Here is an 18,554-nt window from a genome sequence, read left to right as displayed (position 1 = left end):
AACACAATTGTTACAATGTTGCATTAAAATCACCATTTTATTAACTACTTTTGTAAAATCCTGTAAAAAAGGTTGCTGACGTGAAAAAAAACAAACGAAATATTATTTATTCGTGGCTGTTATTGTTCTGCTTTGTGGCGGGGCAGTATATGGTTTATTCACATCAGCACCATGTTGCAAAAGGCATATCAAAAACGGCATCGTTAACCAACAACAATCATCCGCAGCAAATTCTAAAGGAAAAATGCGATATGTGCGATGTTATGCACCATACCTTCGCGGTAATTGATACCCCTTTATATGCTACTCCACAACTGGCCGTAACACATGTTTTTAAAGCTTGTGATTACGATTTTGTAAGCATGTCTCTTGTGTTGGCCGCCGGCCGCGCACCTCCTGTAATTTCATAACAAATTTTATCCTGTTATCATTTTTTACAAACAAAGCCGTTTTAAAAACGGTGTTTATTGATTTTCAATTTATTCGTTATGAAATTAAAGCTGATTAGCTTCTTAATATTATCGTTTATAGGTCTTTCTACACTGGCAAATGCCGCCACTACTCCCATTATTAATACCGATGCCGCCGAGGCGATAGGCACCCTAACCGGTACTGTTACCGATAAGGCCGATGGCAAACCCATTATAGGTGCCACCATCACCATCCCCGATTTACGTAAAGGTGCGGTTACCGATGCCAATGGTAAATACACTTTTAACAATATCCCTAAAGGTATTTACCTGGTGCAGGTAAGTTACCTGGGCTACTCTACTATAAATCAAAGGGTTGATTTTACAAAGACCAACGTATATAATGTAGTTTTACAAACATCATCTGTTGAGGCCGGCGAGGTTATTATTACCGGTGTAAGTAAAGCAACCGAAATAAAACGCAGCCCGGTACCTATGCTGGCTGTAGGCAAAGCTTATTTAGAGCAACGCGCCGCATCGGGTAACGTTATTGACCAGATAGCTACCTTGCCAGGTGTTAGCGCGGTTACCACCGGGCCAAATGTATCTAAACCGTTTATTCATGGCCTGGGTTATAACCGGGTAATTACGCTGATGGATGGTATTCGCCAGGAAGGCCAGCAATGGGGCGATGAGCACGGCATAGAGGTTGACCAAAACTCGGTTGATCGTGTGGAAGTAATTAAAGGCCCGGCAAGTTTAACTTATGGTTCAGATGCTATCGGCGGTGTGGTTAACTTAATATCGCCGGCACCGGTTCCCGAAGGTAAAATATTAGGATCAGTGCAAGGCATTTATGGTACCAACCAGGATTTGTTGAATGGATCTTTCAGGTTACAGGGCAATCAAAACGGCCTCATCTGGGGAACTGTACTATCTGCCAAAGAAGGCAAAGACTATAAAAATGAGCACGACGGCCGGGTATACGGTACCAACTATAAAGAAAAAGATGCCCGTGTAATGGTAGGCTTAAATAAATCATGGGGTACATCTTATCTTCATGCTTCGGTGTTTGATGATGAGCAATCTATCCCCGATGGTAGCCGCGATTCTGTTACCCGCAAGTTTACCCAGCAAATTACCGAGGATGATGCCTATAGGCCAATTGTGCCAAACTCGGTATTAAACTCTTATGCCATCCCAACTTTGCACCAGCATGTACAGCTCTACCGCATTTACAATAATAGTAACTTTAGGCTGGGCGATGGTAACCTGATTGTTAACCTGGGTTACCAATACAGCCACAGACGTGAATACACCCACCCCGAATATGGTGATATTGCCGGCTTAAACCTGCACTTAACCACTTATACTTATGATGTTAAATACAACTTTAACATCGGTAACGAGTATGAAACTACTTTTGGTATTAATGGGCAGTATCAGAACAACACCATTGGCGATGCTACCGACTTCCCTATCCCTGCTTACCACCAGTTTGATGTCGGTCCGTTTTTTGTAGTTAAAAAGAGCTATGGTAAGTTAGATCTGTCGTTAGGAGCCCGTTATGATACCCGCTCATTTAATAACAGCGCGGCTTATGTTGATACCGTTGGTGGTGCGCATGGGTTTCCGCAATTGTATACCGGTGCCAGTCCTGCCACCGCGCCAAACGTAACAACGCAATTTGATGCTTTCAGCAAAAGGTTCAGCGGTTTCTCGGGCAGTTTTGGGGCAACCTACAATATTTCAGACGCGTTCCTCATCAAGGGAAACATAGCACGCGGTTTCCGCGCGCCAAGTATTGCCGAGATTTCGGCCAATGGCCCGGACCCGGGTTCGCAGATCTATCATGTGGGCGACAAGAATTTCAAACCGGAATTTAGCTTACAGGAAGATTTAGGCGCGTTTTTAACCCTGCCCAATATATCGGCAAGTGTGGAGGCTTTTAACAATAACCTATCAAACTATATTTACCAGCAGCAGGAATTAAACCCCGATGGCAGCCCGGTAATTACCCAGGGTTACAACACCTTTACCTATGTACAAAGCAAAGCCCAGATTTATGGTGGCGAGGTGAATGTTGATTTACACCCAATACCATGGCTGCATTTTGAAAATGCCATGAGCTTAACTTATGGCGTAAACAAAGGCAATGGCGGCCCGGTAGCCGATAGTTTGAAACACCTGCCGTTCATCCCACCTTTGCATACCCACTCTGAGTTACGCGGAACCTTCAATGGTGGTTTTGGCAGCTTTAAAAGTCTGTACGCCTTTGTTGGTTTTGACCACTACAGCGCCCAGGATCGTTTCTTTGCAGCTTATGGCACCGAAACCTACACTGCTGGTTATAACCTGTTAAGCGCTGGCTTTGGTGGCAACATCGTGAACAAAGCGGGCGAGCCTGTGTTAAAGATTTTTGTGGAAGGTACCAACCTGGCCAATGTTAACTATCAATCAAACATGAGTCGGTTAAAATATTTTGATAACGCGGTAACCGCGCCAGGCGTGCAGCGCGGCATTTTTAATATGGGCCGCAACATCAGCTTTAAAGTGGTGGTCCCTTTTGGTTTTAATACCGGGAAGAAATCATAGCCTGTTAATGCAATAAAACAGAAAACCCCGCTTTTGGCGGGGTTTTCTGTTTTATAATTGAATGCGATACTTGTGGCCCTGTTAGTAGCTTTTTACTAAACCCAGGAAGTTTCTTTTCCTGAAAAGTTTAAAAAACGAATCGATCTTTAATTGCGCATAAATCATAAAGGCGCTCCGCACCAGGCGTATTTCTTTAGCCTCGGCATGGGAGAAAAGCTTTTCCATAACGTTTTGCTTGTAAACGTCGGCCTCCACAGGCGTAAAATAGTTTTGAGTAACATTTTTTATTTCGAAGAGATTATGGCAATCGGTAGCCGGTTCTGCGTGGTTCTCATCTGCACCTGCAAGCCACGACTCATAATAATATCTGAAATCGGATATCTCGGGTACAGGTAAGTCTGAAAGATATTTACCGTTGGCATACCAGAAGTTGTACCAGATCCACCCTTCTGCCGATGGAAATAAGCCTACTTTTTCAATTCCTGGTTTATTTAAAAATTGCAAATTCCTGCGCCAGTTTTCAAATGTTTTTGTGAACAGCATAATTTCTTCAAGTGACCTTGAATGGATATTATGTGTCATCCCCTTACTATGAAAATACAGGAATTTGTTGTCGGGGTGTTGTGTCGCCAGGTCATGCAGCAGCTTTATGCCCGGGTATTCATACTGGTTTTTAACCGATGTGGTAATAATAGCATCAGGAACAATGCTTTTTATGAGTGTATTTACTTCTTTAGTGTAATTGTAGCTATCGGTAACATGAACATAAAGATCTGCTTCAGCTAAAATACCTATGCTTTTTAGTTGAAATAACTGGCCCGAAATAATTGCCCGCCAGTTAGAATTTGGGCTGATGTATATATAGTATACTATTTTTACAGTATTGACTTTTGCCGAAAAGTCAATTTTTATATTTTCTGTATAATCATCATCAAGGATGCTGTAGACACGGCCATTTGCGGTTATCTGCAAATAGCTTCTTTGTTTTTGATCGCCACTCCCCAACAGCTGGCCCCAATTTGTTTGCTTCGGAATTTCAAGTATATTCCCCTTAATATAAGATTTTATTTTATCTGTAACATTAATAGTATTGGCAGGCAGCATTTCAATATTAAATGTTCCATAAATAGCATTCATATTTTTTTGTTATTGGCGCAAAAGCACCGTGCAGGATTAAATTTTGCTTGGAAAGGTGTTGTGATTGTGTATTATGTTTTAACTTTTCATCATCGGCAATATTGGTTTTTTTAGCTATGGGTTATTATTATGATTTACTATTGCAATAGTATTGCTGTTTTAAATATTCAATAGTTATTTTATGTTAAAGAGTGCTAAATATTGTTAAATAGCCGCTTTACAATAATAAATAGTGTGCTATGGCGTAAGTAGTTAATGCGCCAACTTCCCCAAAGGTGTTGGTTGAAAATATTTGATTAAATTAGGCCCACCGAATCCGCCCCGAAAAAAAGGGCTTTAAAAAACATTAATGAAAAGTCTCCCCTACAGGGAGAGATTTAGAGGGGGCTTATGCAACTAACCATACCATCCATAACCAACCTGCCCGATGCCGCGCGGACCATTATTGAGCACGCCGGTACCAATAAAATCTTTTTATTTTATGGCGATATGGGCGCGGGGAAAACCACACTCATTAAAGAGCTATGCAAAGCTTTGGGCACCACTGATAACATCAGCAGCCCTACGTTTTCGATAGTGAATGAATATCACATCGCTGCCAATAAAATTTTCCATTTTGATTTTTATCGGCTTAAAGATCAAACAGAAGCCCTGGATATGGGTTATGAAGAGTATTTTTATGCCGGTGCCTGGTGCTTTATTGAATGGCCCGAGAAAATTCCGGACCTGCTGCCCATGCATTACAGCAACGTTAGCATTAAGGTTTTAGACGATGGCGCAAGGCAGATAACGGTCGAAAATATTTAGTTTCAGGATAGTTCCTTTTTTCTTATCTTCATCAGCCAGAAAAAAACACATACATGAGTTCAGGGATAATCAGCGGGTTTTCAGATATAGCCAAACAGGCATTGATGCAACCCCAGGAGTCGATGCTGGAGGTAAAAAGCAAAAAAAATCAACTGTTTATTGGCATTCCCAAGGAGGTTTCGTTCCAGGAAAACCGAATCCCGCTCACGCCGCTTTCTGTAGCCCTGTTGGTAAACAACGGTCATAGGGTAATGCTGGAGAGCAACGCCGGGCAGGCCGCCAACTTTAGCGATAAAGATTACAGCGAACAGGGTGCCCTTATTGTTTACGATACCAAAACCGTTTACGAAGCCGATATCATCATTAAAATTGCCCCGCCAACCACGCAGGAAATTGAAATGATGAAACACGGGCAAATCCTGATCTCGGCGTTGCAGCTGGCTACCCTGAAGGCCGATTGCCTGCATGCCCTCATGAAAAAAAATGTTACCGCGCTTTGCTTTGAACACCTGCTTGACGAGGGCGGCTCATTAACCGTAGTGCGTGCCATGAGCGAAATTGTGGGTGCCACCTCTATACTCATAGCCGCCGAATATTTGAGCAATGTTTTTGAAGGTAAAGGACTGATGCTGGGCGGCATCACCGGTGTGCCACCAACAGAAATTGTAATATTAGGTGCCGGTACCGTTGGCGAATATGCCGCCCGTACAGCTATTTCCTTAGGTGCCGAAGTAAAAGTTTTCGATCCATCCATATACAAGCTTCGCCGTTTGCAGAATAATATAGGGGCACGCGTTTTTACATCTGTTGTGCAACCTATTGTGTTAGAAAAAGCGATTACTACCTGCGATGTAGCTATCGGAGCTATCCGTGCAGAGGATGGTCGCAGCCCAATGCTTATTTCAGAAGCCACGGTAAGCCGCATGAAACGCGATTCGGTGGTGATTGATGTAAGTATCGACCAGGGTGGCTGTTTTGAAACATCCGAGGTTACCAACCATACCCACCCGGTGTTTCGTAAATACGATGTGATCCATTACTGCGTGCCTAACATCGCTTCAAGGGTTGCCCGCACAGCCACCTATGCGCTCACTAATATTTTTGCTCCCATTTTGCTCGACATTGGCGAACAGGGCGGTATTAAAAACGTGATCTGGCAAAAATCGGGCGTGCGTTCGGCCGTATATATTTACCAGGGGCAACTCACCAATAAACACATTGGCGAGCGCTTTTCTATTCCTTGTAAAGACCTCGACCTGCTGATTGTATCTAACCGATAAATAACCATGCGCCGAATTACAGTGGCATTGCTATTTGTTTTGATAAGTGTTACTGCCCAGGCCCAGCATTACAAATACATAGATAGTTCCCGCATTTGCGGCATCGACAACTATAAAAAACAGGTTAAGGCCGATCCCGACAAACAACTGGTCGAAATTGTAAAATATATTCCAACTGTAGTATTAGATATCCGCTACGCTACAACTAATAATTTTATGCACAGGCGTATGTACCCGCAGGCCAAAGCTTACGCGCGTTTGCCGGTTGCAATGGCTTTAAAGCAGGTAGAGGCCGATTTGAAAACACGCGGCCTGGGTTTAAAAATTTTTGATGCCTATCGCCCGTATGCCATCACCGTAAAATTTTATGAAAGTTCGCCCGATACCAGTTTTGTGGCCAGTCCCAGGTTTGGTTCCAAACATAACCGTGGCTGCGCTATTGATTTAACCCTCATAGACCTGAAAACGGGCAAGGAGTTAGCGATGCCTACGGGCTTCGATAGTTTTAGTCGTAAGGCATCGGCAAATTATTCGGGCGCGAGTCCGCTGCAAGCTGCTAACCGCGAAATGCTCAAAACAATTATGCATGCCCATGGCTTTACCGTATTGCCTACCGAGTGGTGGCATTACGACTTTGACGGCTGGCGCGATTATCAATTATTGGATATTCCCATTACCGCCTTATAAAGGTAATTTTACAACTTAAAGCTATAAAGGCATCAAAATTGCTAAATGCTTAGCAATGGAAATCAATAAACAACAGATGAGGTTTTTCAGTAAAGAATATTTAAAACAACTTTGGAAGGTATTAATGGCTACTTTTAGTGGTTTCGGCAGCGATAATGGCCTGAAACTAAGTGCTTCCCTGGCTTACTACACCGTTTTTTCCATTGCTCCTTTATTAATACTGATTATTTCGCTGGCCGATATCTTTTTTAAACACGATGCGGCAACCAACACACTGTACCCTCAAATAGCCAAATTTGTAGGGGTGGCTGCTGCCAAGCAAATTCAGGATGCGTTGAATCACCTGGCGCTTTCGGGGAAATCGGGCATAGCGGTGGTTATTGGTGTAATTACATTGCTATTGGGAGCCAGCAGTATTTTTATCGAAATTCAGGATTCATTAAACATCATTTGGCGGGTAAAGGCCAAACCTAAACGAGGCTGGGTTCAATTGTTAAAAAATCGTTTTGTATCCTTCTCTTTAATTATCAGTTTAGGCTTTTTGCTGATGGCATCCTTGCTCGTTAATTTTATTATGGATGCGCTAAGCACCAGGCTTGCAAATTTCCTGCCTGCTGTTACCGGTCTGTTGTTAAAGGGAATAAACCTCGGAATTACAGTTATTGTAATAACGGTTTTATTTGGCATTATATTTAAGTTTTTGCCCGATGTTAAAATCAAGTGGAAAGATGTACGCTCGGGCGCGTTTTTTACCGCGATACTGTTCATGTTAGGACAGTATATCATCAGTCTGTACATTACCAAAACGGCCCAGGGTTCGGCCTACGGCGCTGCCGGATCAATCATTGTTATTTTAGTTTGGATTTACTACACATCGGCCATCCTGTACATCGGTGCCGAATTTACCCAGGTATATGCCGAAGCATCCGGCAGCCATATTGAACCTGCCGACTATGCCGTACACGTGCAACAAACCGAAGTAGAACGCGACGTAAAAAAACTCCCGCCACAAAACCCGCAATTAGCAGGAAATTTGGCAAAAGAGACAAAGGATGAAAAGATAAAGGAGTAAGGACTCTTTTTGGGACTAAGGATAAAAAGACAAAGGAATAAGGACTCTTTTTGGGATCAAGGATAAAAAGACAAAGGAGTAAGGACTTTTTTTGGGGGACAAAGGACGAAAAGACAAAGGAATAAGGACTTGTTTATATAGCGCTTATTCTTAGTCATTGATCCCTCTATTATTGTTTCAGAAGGTATTTTGCCCCTAAGAATCTGTTTTAAAATATAGAAAAGCCATCATCGCGAGGTACGAAGCAATGACGTTGGGGACTGCATACGCCGGAACAAGCGAGACAGGGGGTATCAGTTATATGTGTTTACGTCCCCGCCTCGCTTACACTGCTATCTCTTTTTACTCCCCAAAGTAATCCCCTTCCTCCAGGTCTTCAATCAGGCCGGGATGTGTGGCTTGCCAGCCGGTGCGCTCCTGCGTTAGTTGTGCCGAGGCCGGAACGTCTGAGCCGAAGAAACCTGCTAACCAGCCAAAATGGACAGCTGCCTCCTGCGCTGATAAGCTTGCTACCGGTAAATTCAAATGTTTGCCAATTACTTCGGCTATCTGACGGGTGGGGATGCCTCCATCACCTACGGCGTGGTAGGTTGCGGATTCGCCTTTTTCTATCACTAAACGGTACAGTTTGGCAGCATCCAGGCGGTGTACGGCCGGCCAGCGGTTGGCGCCATCTCCTACATAGGCCGAAACGCCTTTTTCGCGGGCAATGCCAATAAGGCGGGGCACAAAGCCATGGTCGCCCTGGTCATGTACCGATGGGGGCAGGCGCATGATGGATACATTTACGCCCTGCGCAGCCACAGCGGCGGCGGCTTCTTCTGATGCTACCCGTGGATGATGATTAGTTTTGGAGGTAGCCGCATGGCTTTCTACCGCCAGTTGGCCAGGTGCAGCAGCACCCATGCCGGTACCCGATGTAACAATTAGCGGACGGTTGGAACCCGCCAATACCGACCCGATGGCATCAATAACCAACCTATCGGTATCGCAGCTTTCCTGAAATTTTGAAAAATCATGAATAAAAGCGGTGTGGATAACACCATCGCATTGGGCAGCGCCGGTACGCAGGCTCTCTAAATCTTCCAACGTACCACGGTGCACATCGGCACCCGCGGCAACAAGCGCTTCCGCGCCGGCATCTGAGCGGGTAAGACCAAGCACCTGGTGGCCTGCCCCAATTAATTCTTTAACAATGGCCGAGCCTATAAAGCCCGTAGCGCCGGTAACAAATACACGCATGTTTTAATTTTTTTGGTAAACGATAACAGATCAACTCCTGATCTTTTTAACAATACAAAGTTGATAAACGCTTAACCCCTAAACGAGGACATTTGTCACCGTTTTTACAAGGATGGTAAACGGCGGTAATCTGTTAAATCAGGGAAAGATAGCAGTAGAAACGATATCGAATATCCAACACCGAAGGCTTTCTTCTATATTCGATATTGGACATTCGGTGTTCGATATTCCCCCTTTTTATGGTTTAACCTGCGTATGCCTGATGCGGCTAAGGGTTTCGCGCGATACGCCCAAAAAAGAGGCCACCATGTGCAACGGCACACGGGTTAAAATACCGGGGTACATTTTCATAAACTCGTCATACCTTTCTTCGGCAGTGGCGCTGATGGCGCTAAAAACACGTTGGCGCGTGCGGGCAAGGTTACCGGCAATCAACCTGTCTGAATATACTTTGAGCGAAGGGAGCTGCTCAAATAAGTAGTCGAAATCCTTTTTGGTCCACATTATAACCTCGGTGTATTCAAGCGCATCAATGTTATAGCTCGATGGGGTGTGGTTTTCATAACTCTCGGGGTCGGTGGTCCAGCTGTTCTCCGGCGAAAACTGCATTACATGTTCATTGCCGTTATCAGTAGTACGGTAACTGCGTAAAAAGCCCTTGCAAACAAAGGTTTTATAGCGGCATACATCGCCGGCTTGCAAAAGGAAATCCTTACGGCGCAGGGTTTTCTCCATAGCGGTATCCCTAAACAGCTTTATGTCTTGGTCTGTTAAGTCCGCCTGCGTTTTAATATACTTTTCAAAGTCGATAAACATATGCTACCGAAGATAGCAAAAATAAGCGCGCGGGCTAAGCAGGCAGTTTGAAAAATGACACAGCGTAGATTTGGAATGTGGGGTGGTCAGATTTTTTTTTATCTGAAAGTCCTTTGTCCGAAGGTCCATCCCCTATCTGTCTTAACTCTTGACTCTAATCTCTTGATTCTTTTCACAGCAATACCTGCGGTCCGGGCTATACGTTCATACGCCTGCAGGCATTACGCGCGACGGCCGGTACCCACTTCTATCCCTATTGCGAGGAAGGGGGTAGCAAGTCACAATCCTCCCGCACCACGTTTTCGCATTTTAGCGCAGGTCTTGTGTGGTGACTGGAGCGGTGGCTGACCTGTGTTAACGATATGATTAGTTTACAAAAGTCACATTGATCCTCCCGTATTCAATCGCACAACACTTGCGCTAAGAGGGGTAATTAATTATCCTTCACAAAGCGCAAGCTATAGCCCCGGTTAAGCACGCCGGCAGTAGGATCTACATAGGCCCCTTCTATTGGCATGCGCCGTGTACCATATGACGTGCGATACCCACTCAAAACTACGATGCACTGGCTGGGCTTATCAACAGTATTAGTTCCAGGGGTGGATGTCCAAAAGGTTGTATAGGCATTTAAGTCGCCAAAAGTATTCATATAAGCATTATAGTCGCCTACAGGCAGCGCGCCAAAACCCGATTTATTATCGCCGGGAATACCCCAGTTTATCAATGCCCTTAAATGCCGGGCGCCAATGGTATCTAATATGGCATGACCGTCGAAGGTTACGGTTACAGTACCTTGGGATTTTAGCAGGGCAACATAATCGTCCTGGGTTGGTATACGCCAACCGACAGGCAATGTAATCGCCTGGATTTCTGCCAGGGTATAAAATTTTCCGGTCCCGGTTGTGCTTGTTGGGCTGGTTACCCCACCCGCCCCGTAATAGTTTTCAGAGGTCCAGGTTTGAGCGCCAATTACTACAGTACCATAACTAACCCCATCAACTGTTACTGTGCCCTTTATTTGTTGGGGCGTTGTTTGTTCTGACTTTTTACAACCGACAAGTAAAACTGACATGGTTAGTAAATAAAGAAAAGGTTTAGACATCGTTTTAATTTTAATGCTAATTTAAAATTTATCCCGCATGTACAAAACCTCCCAATCAACCACGGTCATCATAAGATCACATTCCCGACAGCCGTTGTTGGAGTTGTCTCCAACAACTTCGGTTCCGGCGGGCTACTCGTTGAAGCCTGAGCCTTATAAATCTATTTTCAACAACGACTGGCCTATTGTTAACAATAACAATCGTGGGCAGACGGACTTGGCTTTTGCGACATTGTAACGGGTAACGAGTTTGTTGGAGACAACTCCAACAACGGGCGGGAGAACACCAACAAGGGCCAAACCGCAGGCGGACGGCCTTAGCATTTTGCGTCATTGTAACAGGTAACGAGTTTGTTGGAGACAACTCCAACAAGGGCGGGCAGGGAACACCAACAAGGGCGAAACCCCGCCTTTTGTTTCGCCCTTAATGTGCAATGTTGATCCGAATATACTATCGGATAACAATTGCTGCATCCACACCTGGCCGCTTGCCGTAAAAATGCTATCTTCCTGTCCGGAGTTTATCGACTTATATGAAGCTTTATATGTAATGTTTTTGAGGTGTTTAATGTATTGTTCTGTCTTATCCAAAACAACATAGACACGTTTTAAAGAATCGGGGCTTTGCGCAAAAGAGTTGGTCACAAAACTTAAAAAGCACACAAATAAGGTCACTGTTTTTTTCACGCTGTTCAATTAGCTATGGGTAAAAGTATTTTAGAGCAAATTACATAAATAGTTCAGCATATGTTTATGTATTAAGCTATGTGGGTTAACACAAACTTCAATCACTGCCCTTTGTTGCTGTTGTAAGCACAAGGAGGGTGAACAGAGGTACTGTCCCAAAATCCTTGTTCCCATTATGGGCGTTGCCTGCGGCCGGGCTTTATGCTCATACACCTGCAGGGCTTACTCCGTTAGCCAACGGACGGTACCCACGTCAATCTAACGCGCTTGTAACCGGGATTTTTTTGATTAAAAGATTGGTAATAAAGTCAAAAGTTTGCCAAACCAACTCCCAACACACACACACACACACACACACACACACAATACTTGCGCCAAGAAGAGCACATGTGCACGCCGGCCTTAAATATTTATTTCAATCCCATCGGTGATATAATTTCAACGAATAGTATCTTAGGAATGTGAATAATAACCTTAACCAATACCAAGAGTACGCTACTGCCGACCTGCTGAAAATAACGATGCGCCCCGAAGCCTATGAGGAAGACGCCCTTATTGCAGCCACAGAAATATTAAAAACCCGCGTGGTAACGCAGGCAGATATAAAAGAGGCAGAAGACAATTTAAGGGAAAATACGCCTACAGCTCCAAAGAAAAAACCATTAGCAAATATCTTTAACGTTAATAGCTACACCCATGATACATGGTTGAACGTGATACTTGCTATAGTTATATTGGAGTATATACATCTGTTCTATATCGACTTTAAATTTATTACTGTTGTGTTTGGTGGTCAGGACTATGCTTATAGACAAGTAGGTGTACTGTCGTATTTGGATCTGTTTTTTCTGCCTTTTGTGTATTTTATGTTTTATAAGCGTATGCGCTGGGGATGGATAACATTACTGGGAGTAAAACTAATCACCATGGCGGCTTCGCTGGTGTTCTATTTTAACGAATATTGGCCGGTAGAACATGGGGCTGGCCTGTTAACCTATTCTTTGTTAACCATTTTCTTAGATATTCCCATCCTTATTTTCCTTTGGAGGCAGGACGTTAGCAGTATTTTTAAGGTAGATAACAAAACAAGGCGCATAGCTCTTTCGGCAATGGTGCTGTTCATCGTGATGTTGTTCGTTATCGGCGATTATAATCATGCAAATTACGCGGCTATAAGATCAAGCACAACAAGCCAGACCGAAACCGCCGGCAAACAGGCAGATACAACAACAGGGCCTCAGCCTAGTTTGCTTGGATTAATTAACGCCACACGTAAAAAAGAAGTAGACACCGCCTACATGCCAACCGGCTTTTATTTTGTTGCAGAAAAAGGCAAAGGAATAAAAATGCGCGTAGAGCAATCAGATACAATTTATACCCTTGCTCCATTGCCATTCGCTTCTGTAAAAAATGTAATGAGGGTACGTTTTGAGAAAGCTCAATACAAGAAGGTAGAATACACAAACCTATGTATGACTTTCGACAACGCCGGAACAGAAGCCCTTGCAAATGGTACCGGAAACCCGCTGCATCCTAAAATAGCGGCAGTTGTTGCAAACAGATTGTTATATGTTGTTGAAAATAAAACCCCCATTACAAACGGAAGCACGTGTGTAGCGCTCCTCGGCTATACCGAAAAAGAAATAGAAGAAATGCGTAATGCTATTGACAAAAAAAGGTGATAACACCTGCCCCCGTTTAGCGCAGGTTTTGTGTGTTGACGGGAACGGTAGCTGACCTGTGCATACGATGTGATTGGTTTACAAAAGTCACAAGTGATCCCCTCGCGTGCAGCCGCACAACACTTGCGCTAATGGGGGGAACTATTATATTATTAAAAGTATACATTTGAATATAACTAATAAGCCTTATTAACAATGAAACAGGAAATACATTTAAGTACTGCCAAAGAAGAATTAAAACGAATTAACGAAGTATTAGAGAAGCCACATATATTAATTGGCGGTTTGGCTATACAACAATATGTTTCGGGAAGAAACTCAAAGGATATAGATTTAATTTGTGAACATCAAACAATTAAAAAATTAATTGAAAAGCTATATCCTTCAAAAAATTATAATATAAATGTTATAGACGATGACGAGTATCGTCCGTCTTATGAAATAACCCATAGAGTAAATACTGACAAAATTGTTTTTCTTGGGCCTAAGATATGGGAAAGGGAGCCGTATATGGCTATAGACTGGGGGAGTTTAGCCCCAAATTCAAAAGCATTTGTCTACAAAAAGGAAGAATACATTAACATTCGGGTACCCGCAATGGAAATTTTAGCCTTTACAAAGCTAATCTCATTTATAAATCGTGTTGGAAAAACTCCAGAAAAAGGGAAGAATGACTTGATTGATTTTATTAATCTTACTAATCATGTCGATTTTAAAATTAATGTTTTAATTGATAGAATTAGGATTGAAAAATGCGAACAATTTATTCAGGAAAAGCTAAAAGAGATCGAATATAATTCTGAGATATGGCAATTATCACTACTACTGGATTTCATGAATATCTTCGAACCAATTTTAATTAACGATAAAACAGTGGCGAGAGTTGCTGCTGTGTCAGCAGACCCCCAAAATTTATTTACAGCAGAAAACGCAGTAGAGTTTTACAATATAATCTCTGATAAATATGATGAGCGCAATACAAATCAGATCTTCGAAACACATAAAAAAATCATAGAATTAATTAGCAATAAGGCACAGAAAGACGAAGGCATTAAAATCTTAGATATCGGAGGGGGGACAGGTCGGCTGGTTGCCTTCCATTTTTTTAACGAAAAAAACATTGAGTGGCACTGTGTCGAACCCTCATCTGGAATGCTTAAGAACTTCCGACTTAATACAAACTCGTCTCAAATAAAATATAAATTATTTAATAATTCTATTTTCGAACTCCCCGCGGAGGTTTGTGAACATCAATACGACGTAATACTATTGTCATGTGTATTGACCTCTTTGCCTAATGACCCTGATTTCGCACAACTCTGTGGTTTGTTATCCAAAGAAGGTGTTTTTATTATAGCGGACATCGATCCAACGTACACTCAAAAAAGACCATTTTATGACTTTCAGCTACAATCAGAAAGTGTTACATTGGCACCAAGGATCATTGATCCCTTAAGTATCATAGCTCAAGTCTTAAAAGAGGCATTGCATTTAAAAAATGTCTTTAATATCGAAAAAAAAGAGGGGGATAAATATTCATTTATACTTGAATTTCAGAAGGGGGACTGATATGGATTACCCAGTAAGTTTAGATTTTCTATTTGATAATACACCACGTCACATACCTACTAATTGGCTCGTGATTACTGGTGCACCAAGTTCAGGAAAGACGACTTTAATAAGAACGTTAGCGGCCTTAGGATACAAAACCAATCTGGATATAAGTAGATATGTTATTGAAAAACTCCTGAAAACAGGATTAACATTAGATCAAATATATCAAGACGGCAAGCATCTACAACGGAAAATACTTTTTGAAATGATTCTTAACGCAAAAAAGTTGCCGCTAGCCGATCGGATTTTTCACGATTATTCGTTCCCCGATAACATTCCCTTCTTGAAATTACTATCAATTGAAGTTTCAAAAGAGTTTGAAATTGCTGCGGAAATGTATCGATACAACAAAGTTTTTGTGTGCGAACCGCTTCCTTTTGAAAAAGATGGAATAAGAAGAGAAAACCCAACGGATCAACTTTTTCTTTACGAACACATCCGTTCATATTATCTCAAGTTAGGTTATCAAATTGTGTATTTACCAGCGGTAAGTATTGGGGAGAGGATTCGGATAATTACCGAATCTCTTTAAGCGGCAGAAAGTATCAAATTAAAGTAACCAATAAGTAGAACTAAACAACCCCACCGCTAGCGCACGCGTGTCGCGTGTGTCCCACTGATAAGTGTACACCAAGCTACGATCAAATACCTAATTGATGTAAAAGAACACGCGACAGGCGTGCACCAACAATTGTCCTTTTAATTTATACAACCAAAGCCTGCGGTAACATCAATAAAAACGGCAGCGCTTTTTGATAATCCAAGTGCTCGTAAAAAACGCCTAAGCTGTTAAGGTTTTTATAATACTGATTTACGTGGGTGTAATAGTTTAATTCGCTTTGCAGGTACCAGGCTTGTACGCCAAGCTTTTGGGCTATGAACCATTTTTCAAGCAACCGGGCGGCACGGCCGTTGCCATCATCAAAAGGGTGAATATTTACAAATGCCAGGTGAATAAATGCCGCGAAATAAAATACTTCGACATGGCTTAACTGCTGATTTTTCAGCTGCTCAATATCGTGCCAAAGCTGCTCAAAAAGCGGGCTAACCTCACCGCCCGGCGCTGCTTCAAACTGGATGCGACCGGTTGCATGCTCCATAACTACCATATTGCCGCTACGGAAAACGCCGCGCTTATTAGCCGGTAACAAATGCGTGGTAATAAGTTTATGGGCGGCTAAAAAATGAGAAACGGTTAGTTGGTTTTGCTGGGCGAAAATGTAGGCCTGGTAAAGATCATCGGGCTTTTGCACCAGGTTGGGCTGATACTCCACGTGAAGCATTTTATGTTTAATGTAGCTATCAACCTCCATCTGTTCGCCCTCAATCCGCGACGATGTGATGGCCGACACCGACGTATAAAAACTAAAAGTATCCGTCGAAATTTCAGCATCTCTTAAAGCCTCAAACGCAGGCTGCAAACCGGGGGATACCTGCCGTTGATATTCGGCAAGTAAATCGGTCGGGATAATTTTTAGTTCTGTATTCATTTTTGTACCGGCAAGCTAAACCCCGTATCATCCAAAGCTAATTAAAGACTTAAGGATTGGCAATTTTTAATATCGGGCGAAGGGGCATATTGGTAAACACACCCCTCCGCCCCTCTCAAGAGGGGAATCGCGCTAAGCCCCCCGCTTTTTAAGCGCCTATATCAAAAAAACATCCTCGCATCTGAAACTGCGCAGCCCTCAACGGAGTTAATTTGCACTCCTGCAACGCTTCATCGAAAAATCATCTGCACATCTGAAATCTGCACACCTGCACATCTACCCCTTCAATCCCTCAATCTCCTTCAAACTTTTCGGCAAATACTTACCCAACAGCTGGCTGCCGGTATCGGTAATTAAAAAGTTATCCTCAATACGGATACCGCCGAAATCGCGGTAGGTGTTTAATACGCTGTAGTTGATGAAATCGGCGTACTTGTTTTCGGCTTGCCAGCGGTCTATCAGTTCGGGGATGATGTAGATGCCCGGCTCGATGGTGAGCACATAGCCGGCTTCTAACTCGCGACCTAACCTTAACGATTTTAGCCCGAAAACGCTGGTTTCTTTTTTGAGGGTATCGGTGTAGCCAACGTATGGTTCGCCAAGGTCTTCCATATCATGGGTATCCATGCCCAGCATGTGGCCCAGTCCGCATTGAAAAAACATGGTATGCGCGCCGGCGGCAACAGCCTCGGCAGGGTCGCCCTTCATAATACCTGCCTGGCTTAAGCCTTCAACTAATTTTTCACAGGCAGCCAGGTGAATATCTTTATAACGTACACCGGGTTTGAGCATGCTGATGGCGTGATCCATAGAATCAAGCACTACCTGGTATAGCTCGGCCTGTTTGGTGGTAAATGTTTTGCCAACGGGGGCGGTGCGGGTAAGGTCGCCGCCGTAGTGCATGGCGTTTTCGGCGCCGATGTCGCAAAGCAACATCTGGCCGTCTTGCAGAGTGTGGCTGTAATCGTGCGTGTGCAGGGTTTGGCCATGCGGGGTAATAATAGCAGGGTAACCCAGGCGCGAGTCGGCAGCCATGGCTACCTCATGGGCTTTGGCCACCAGTTCATACCCTTTAATGCCGGGGCGGGTATTTTTGATAACCGCTACCTGCATATCCACACTGGTTGATACCACTTTTTCAAGCTCGGCAACTTCCAGCGGGGTTTTAATAACGCGCTGGGCAATTACGGCTTTAATGAGTTTTACTGATACATGATCGGCCACATCCTGCAAGCTTATATTGAGCCACGCGGCCAGCTTTATTTTATTTTCCGGGCGATAAGGTGGCAGCACATGAACGGTACGATTGGCAGTTTGCGCCTTATGTATGTAGTGCGTAATATCGTTATAAGGGCGGGTTTGGGTAACACCAACAAGGGCCGCCATTTCGCTTACGGTAGGCAGAATGCCGGTCCAGATGATGTCATCCATGCTCAGCTCGTTGCCAAAAATTACTTCTTCGCCGGTATCGGTGTCAATAATGGCGGCAATGCCGGCCACATCCAGGCCAAAATAATACAGGAAACTGCTATCCTGCCTGAAGGGGTAATGGTTATCCTTGTAGCTCATGCTGCTCTCGTCGTTCCCCAGCAAAACTATCAGCCCATTGTGCCCAAAGTTTTGTTTCAACACATCGCGCCTGGCGGCGTATACCTGCTTTTCAAAAAGTTGTAAACTCATGCCGCAAATATAAACAGAAAGAGGCCCCCCGGGCCCCCTGAAGGGGGAGTTTTTTGAATAGCATGTTGGAGGGGTAATGTCGAATAATGAATTTTGAATGCCGAACATCGAAGTTTTACTTCAACATTCGGCGTTCGATATTCGATGTTCGATATTTTCCCCGTCAACTTCTTAAAGGATCGCGAAAGGATGAGAAAGGTGTATAAAAGGATGAGAACGGATATTGAAAGGATACTGAAAAGGTGCTTATAAG

The 18,554-nt window shown here is 43.5% G+C and carries 16 protein-coding genes; 9 read left to right on the top strand and 7 right to left on the bottom strand.

What is annotated here, in order from left to right; translation table 11 throughout:
- Positions 1 to 80: 80 nt before the first annotated feature.
- Together QWZ17_RS12905 and QWZ17_RS12900 are read left to right on the top strand one after the other, a co-directional pair.
- Positions 81 to 410, top strand: a complete 330-nt coding sequence (locus QWZ17_RS12905; RefSeq protein ID WP_290305641.1) for a hypothetical protein — start codon at positions 81 to 83, stop codon at positions 408 to 410.
- A gap of 78 nt (positions 411 to 488) precedes the next feature.
- Positions 489 to 3,005: a TonB-dependent receptor gene (locus tag QWZ17_RS12900; protein WP_290305640.1), complete on the top strand. Its 2,517-nt coding sequence runs from the start codon at positions 489 to 491 to the stop codon at positions 3,003 to 3,005.
- Positions 3,006 to 3,086: 81 nt separating this feature from the next.
- On the opposite strand, the gene QWZ17_RS12895 is transcribed toward QWZ17_RS12900, so the two are convergent.
- Positions 3,087 to 4,142, bottom strand: coding sequence for a hypothetical protein (locus tag QWZ17_RS12895; RefSeq protein WP_290305639.1), 1,056 nt, complete (start codon positions 4,140 to 4,142; stop codon positions 3,087 to 3,089).
- A gap of 390 nt (positions 4,143 to 4,532) precedes the next feature.
- Here QWZ17_RS12895 and tsaE point away from each other — a divergent pair, with 390 nt between their 5' ends.
- The 4 genes from tsaE to QWZ17_RS12875 are packed head-to-tail and all read left to right on the top strand — an operon-like array spanning position 4,533 to position 7,988.
- The gene (gene tsaE, locus QWZ17_RS12890) at positions 4,533 to 4,949 is read left to right on the top strand and encodes a tRNA (adenosine(37)-N6)-threonylcarbamoyltransferase complex ATPase subunit type 1 TsaE (protein ID WP_290305638.1); all 417 of its coding nucleotides are present in this window, start codon (positions 4,533 to 4,535) and stop codon (positions 4,947 to 4,949) included.
- Between the two features lie 53 nt (positions 4,950 to 5,002).
- The gene (locus QWZ17_RS12885) at positions 5,003 to 6,229 is read left to right on the top strand and encodes an alanine dehydrogenase (protein WP_290305637.1); all 1,227 of its coding nucleotides are present in this window, start codon (positions 5,003 to 5,005) and stop codon (positions 6,227 to 6,229) included.
- A 6-nt stretch (positions 6,230 to 6,235) separates the two neighbouring features.
- A complete protein-coding gene (locus QWZ17_RS12880; RefSeq protein WP_290305636.1) occupies positions 6,236 to 6,916 on the top strand; it encodes a M15 family metallopeptidase in 681 nt (226 codons plus the stop codon).
- A gap of 55 nt (positions 6,917 to 6,971) precedes the next feature.
- The gene (locus QWZ17_RS12875) at positions 6,972 to 7,988 is read left to right on the top strand and encodes a YihY/virulence factor BrkB family protein (RefSeq protein WP_290305635.1); all 1,017 of its coding nucleotides are present in this window, start codon (positions 6,972 to 6,974) and stop codon (positions 7,986 to 7,988) included.
- Positions 7,989 to 8,330: 342 nt separating this feature from the next.
- Here the strand turns inward: QWZ17_RS12875 and QWZ17_RS12870 are convergent, their stop codons facing one another.
- The 4 genes from QWZ17_RS12870 to QWZ17_RS12855 form a co-directional block, all read right to left on the bottom strand.
- On the bottom strand, positions 8,331 to 9,230 hold the full coding sequence (locus QWZ17_RS12870) for an SDR family oxidoreductase (RefSeq protein WP_290305634.1): 900 nt from the start codon (positions 9,228 to 9,230) through the stop codon (positions 8,331 to 8,333).
- Between the two features lie 237 nt (positions 9,231 to 9,467).
- Positions 9,468 to 9,965, bottom strand: coding sequence for a Crp/Fnr family transcriptional regulator (locus tag QWZ17_RS12865; RefSeq protein ID WP_290305633.1), 498 nt, complete (start codon positions 9,963 to 9,965; stop codon positions 9,468 to 9,470).
- Positions 9,966 to 10,479: 514 nt separating this feature from the next.
- Positions 10,480 to 11,118: an FISUMP domain-containing protein gene (locus QWZ17_RS12860; RefSeq protein ID WP_290305632.1), complete on the bottom strand. Its 639-nt coding sequence runs from the start codon at positions 11,116 to 11,118 to the stop codon at positions 10,480 to 10,482.
- A gap of 360 nt (positions 11,119 to 11,478) precedes the next feature.
- The gene (locus QWZ17_RS12855; RefSeq protein WP_290305631.1) at positions 11,479 to 11,835 is read right to left on the bottom strand and encodes a hypothetical protein; all 357 of its coding nucleotides are present in this window, start codon (positions 11,833 to 11,835) and stop codon (positions 11,479 to 11,481) included.
- A 461-nt stretch (positions 11,836 to 12,296) separates the two neighbouring features.
- Between QWZ17_RS12855 and QWZ17_RS12850 the strand changes: the two genes are divergently transcribed.
- The 3 genes from QWZ17_RS12850 to QWZ17_RS12840 all read left to right on the top strand — a co-directional run bounded on the left by QWZ17_RS12850 (position 12,297) and on the right by QWZ17_RS12840 (position 15,663).
- Positions 12,297 to 13,517, top strand: coding sequence for a hypothetical protein (locus QWZ17_RS12850; protein ID WP_290305630.1), 1,221 nt, complete (start codon positions 12,297 to 12,299; stop codon positions 13,515 to 13,517).
- 195 nt (positions 13,518 to 13,712) lie between these two features.
- Positions 13,713 to 15,086, top strand: coding sequence for a class I SAM-dependent methyltransferase (locus tag QWZ17_RS12845; RefSeq protein WP_290305629.1), 1,374 nt, complete (start codon positions 13,713 to 13,715; stop codon positions 15,084 to 15,086).
- Position 15,087: 1 nt separating this feature from the next.
- Positions 15,088 to 15,663 carry an AAA family ATPase gene (locus QWZ17_RS12840; RefSeq protein WP_290305628.1) on the top strand — a complete coding sequence of 192 codons (576 nt, stop codon included), beginning with the start codon at positions 15,088 to 15,090 and terminating at the stop codon, positions 15,661 to 15,663.
- Positions 15,664 to 15,835: 172 nt separating this feature from the next.
- Here QWZ17_RS12840 and QWZ17_RS12835 read toward each other — a convergent pair whose 3' ends face one another.
- Both QWZ17_RS12835 and QWZ17_RS12830 read right to left on the bottom strand, forming a co-directional pair.
- The gene (locus tag QWZ17_RS12835; protein ID WP_290305627.1) at positions 15,836 to 16,621 is read right to left on the bottom strand and encodes a Fic family protein; all 786 of its coding nucleotides are present in this window, start codon (positions 16,619 to 16,621) and stop codon (positions 15,836 to 15,838) included.
- Between the two features lie 276 nt (positions 16,622 to 16,897).
- The gene (locus tag QWZ17_RS12830; protein WP_290305626.1) at positions 16,898 to 18,301 is read right to left on the bottom strand and encodes an aminopeptidase P family protein; all 1,404 of its coding nucleotides are present in this window, start codon (positions 18,299 to 18,301) and stop codon (positions 16,898 to 16,900) included.
- Between the last annotated feature and the right edge of the window lie 253 nt (positions 18,302 to 18,554).

The organism is Mucilaginibacter flavus, from assembly GCF_030409315.1.
Lineage (GTDB): Bacteria > Bacteroidota > Bacteroidia > Sphingobacteriales > Sphingobacteriaceae > Mucilaginibacter > Mucilaginibacter flavus.
Note: the sequence above shows the minus strand (reverse complement) of the source record. Positions and strands in the feature narration are given on the sequence as shown.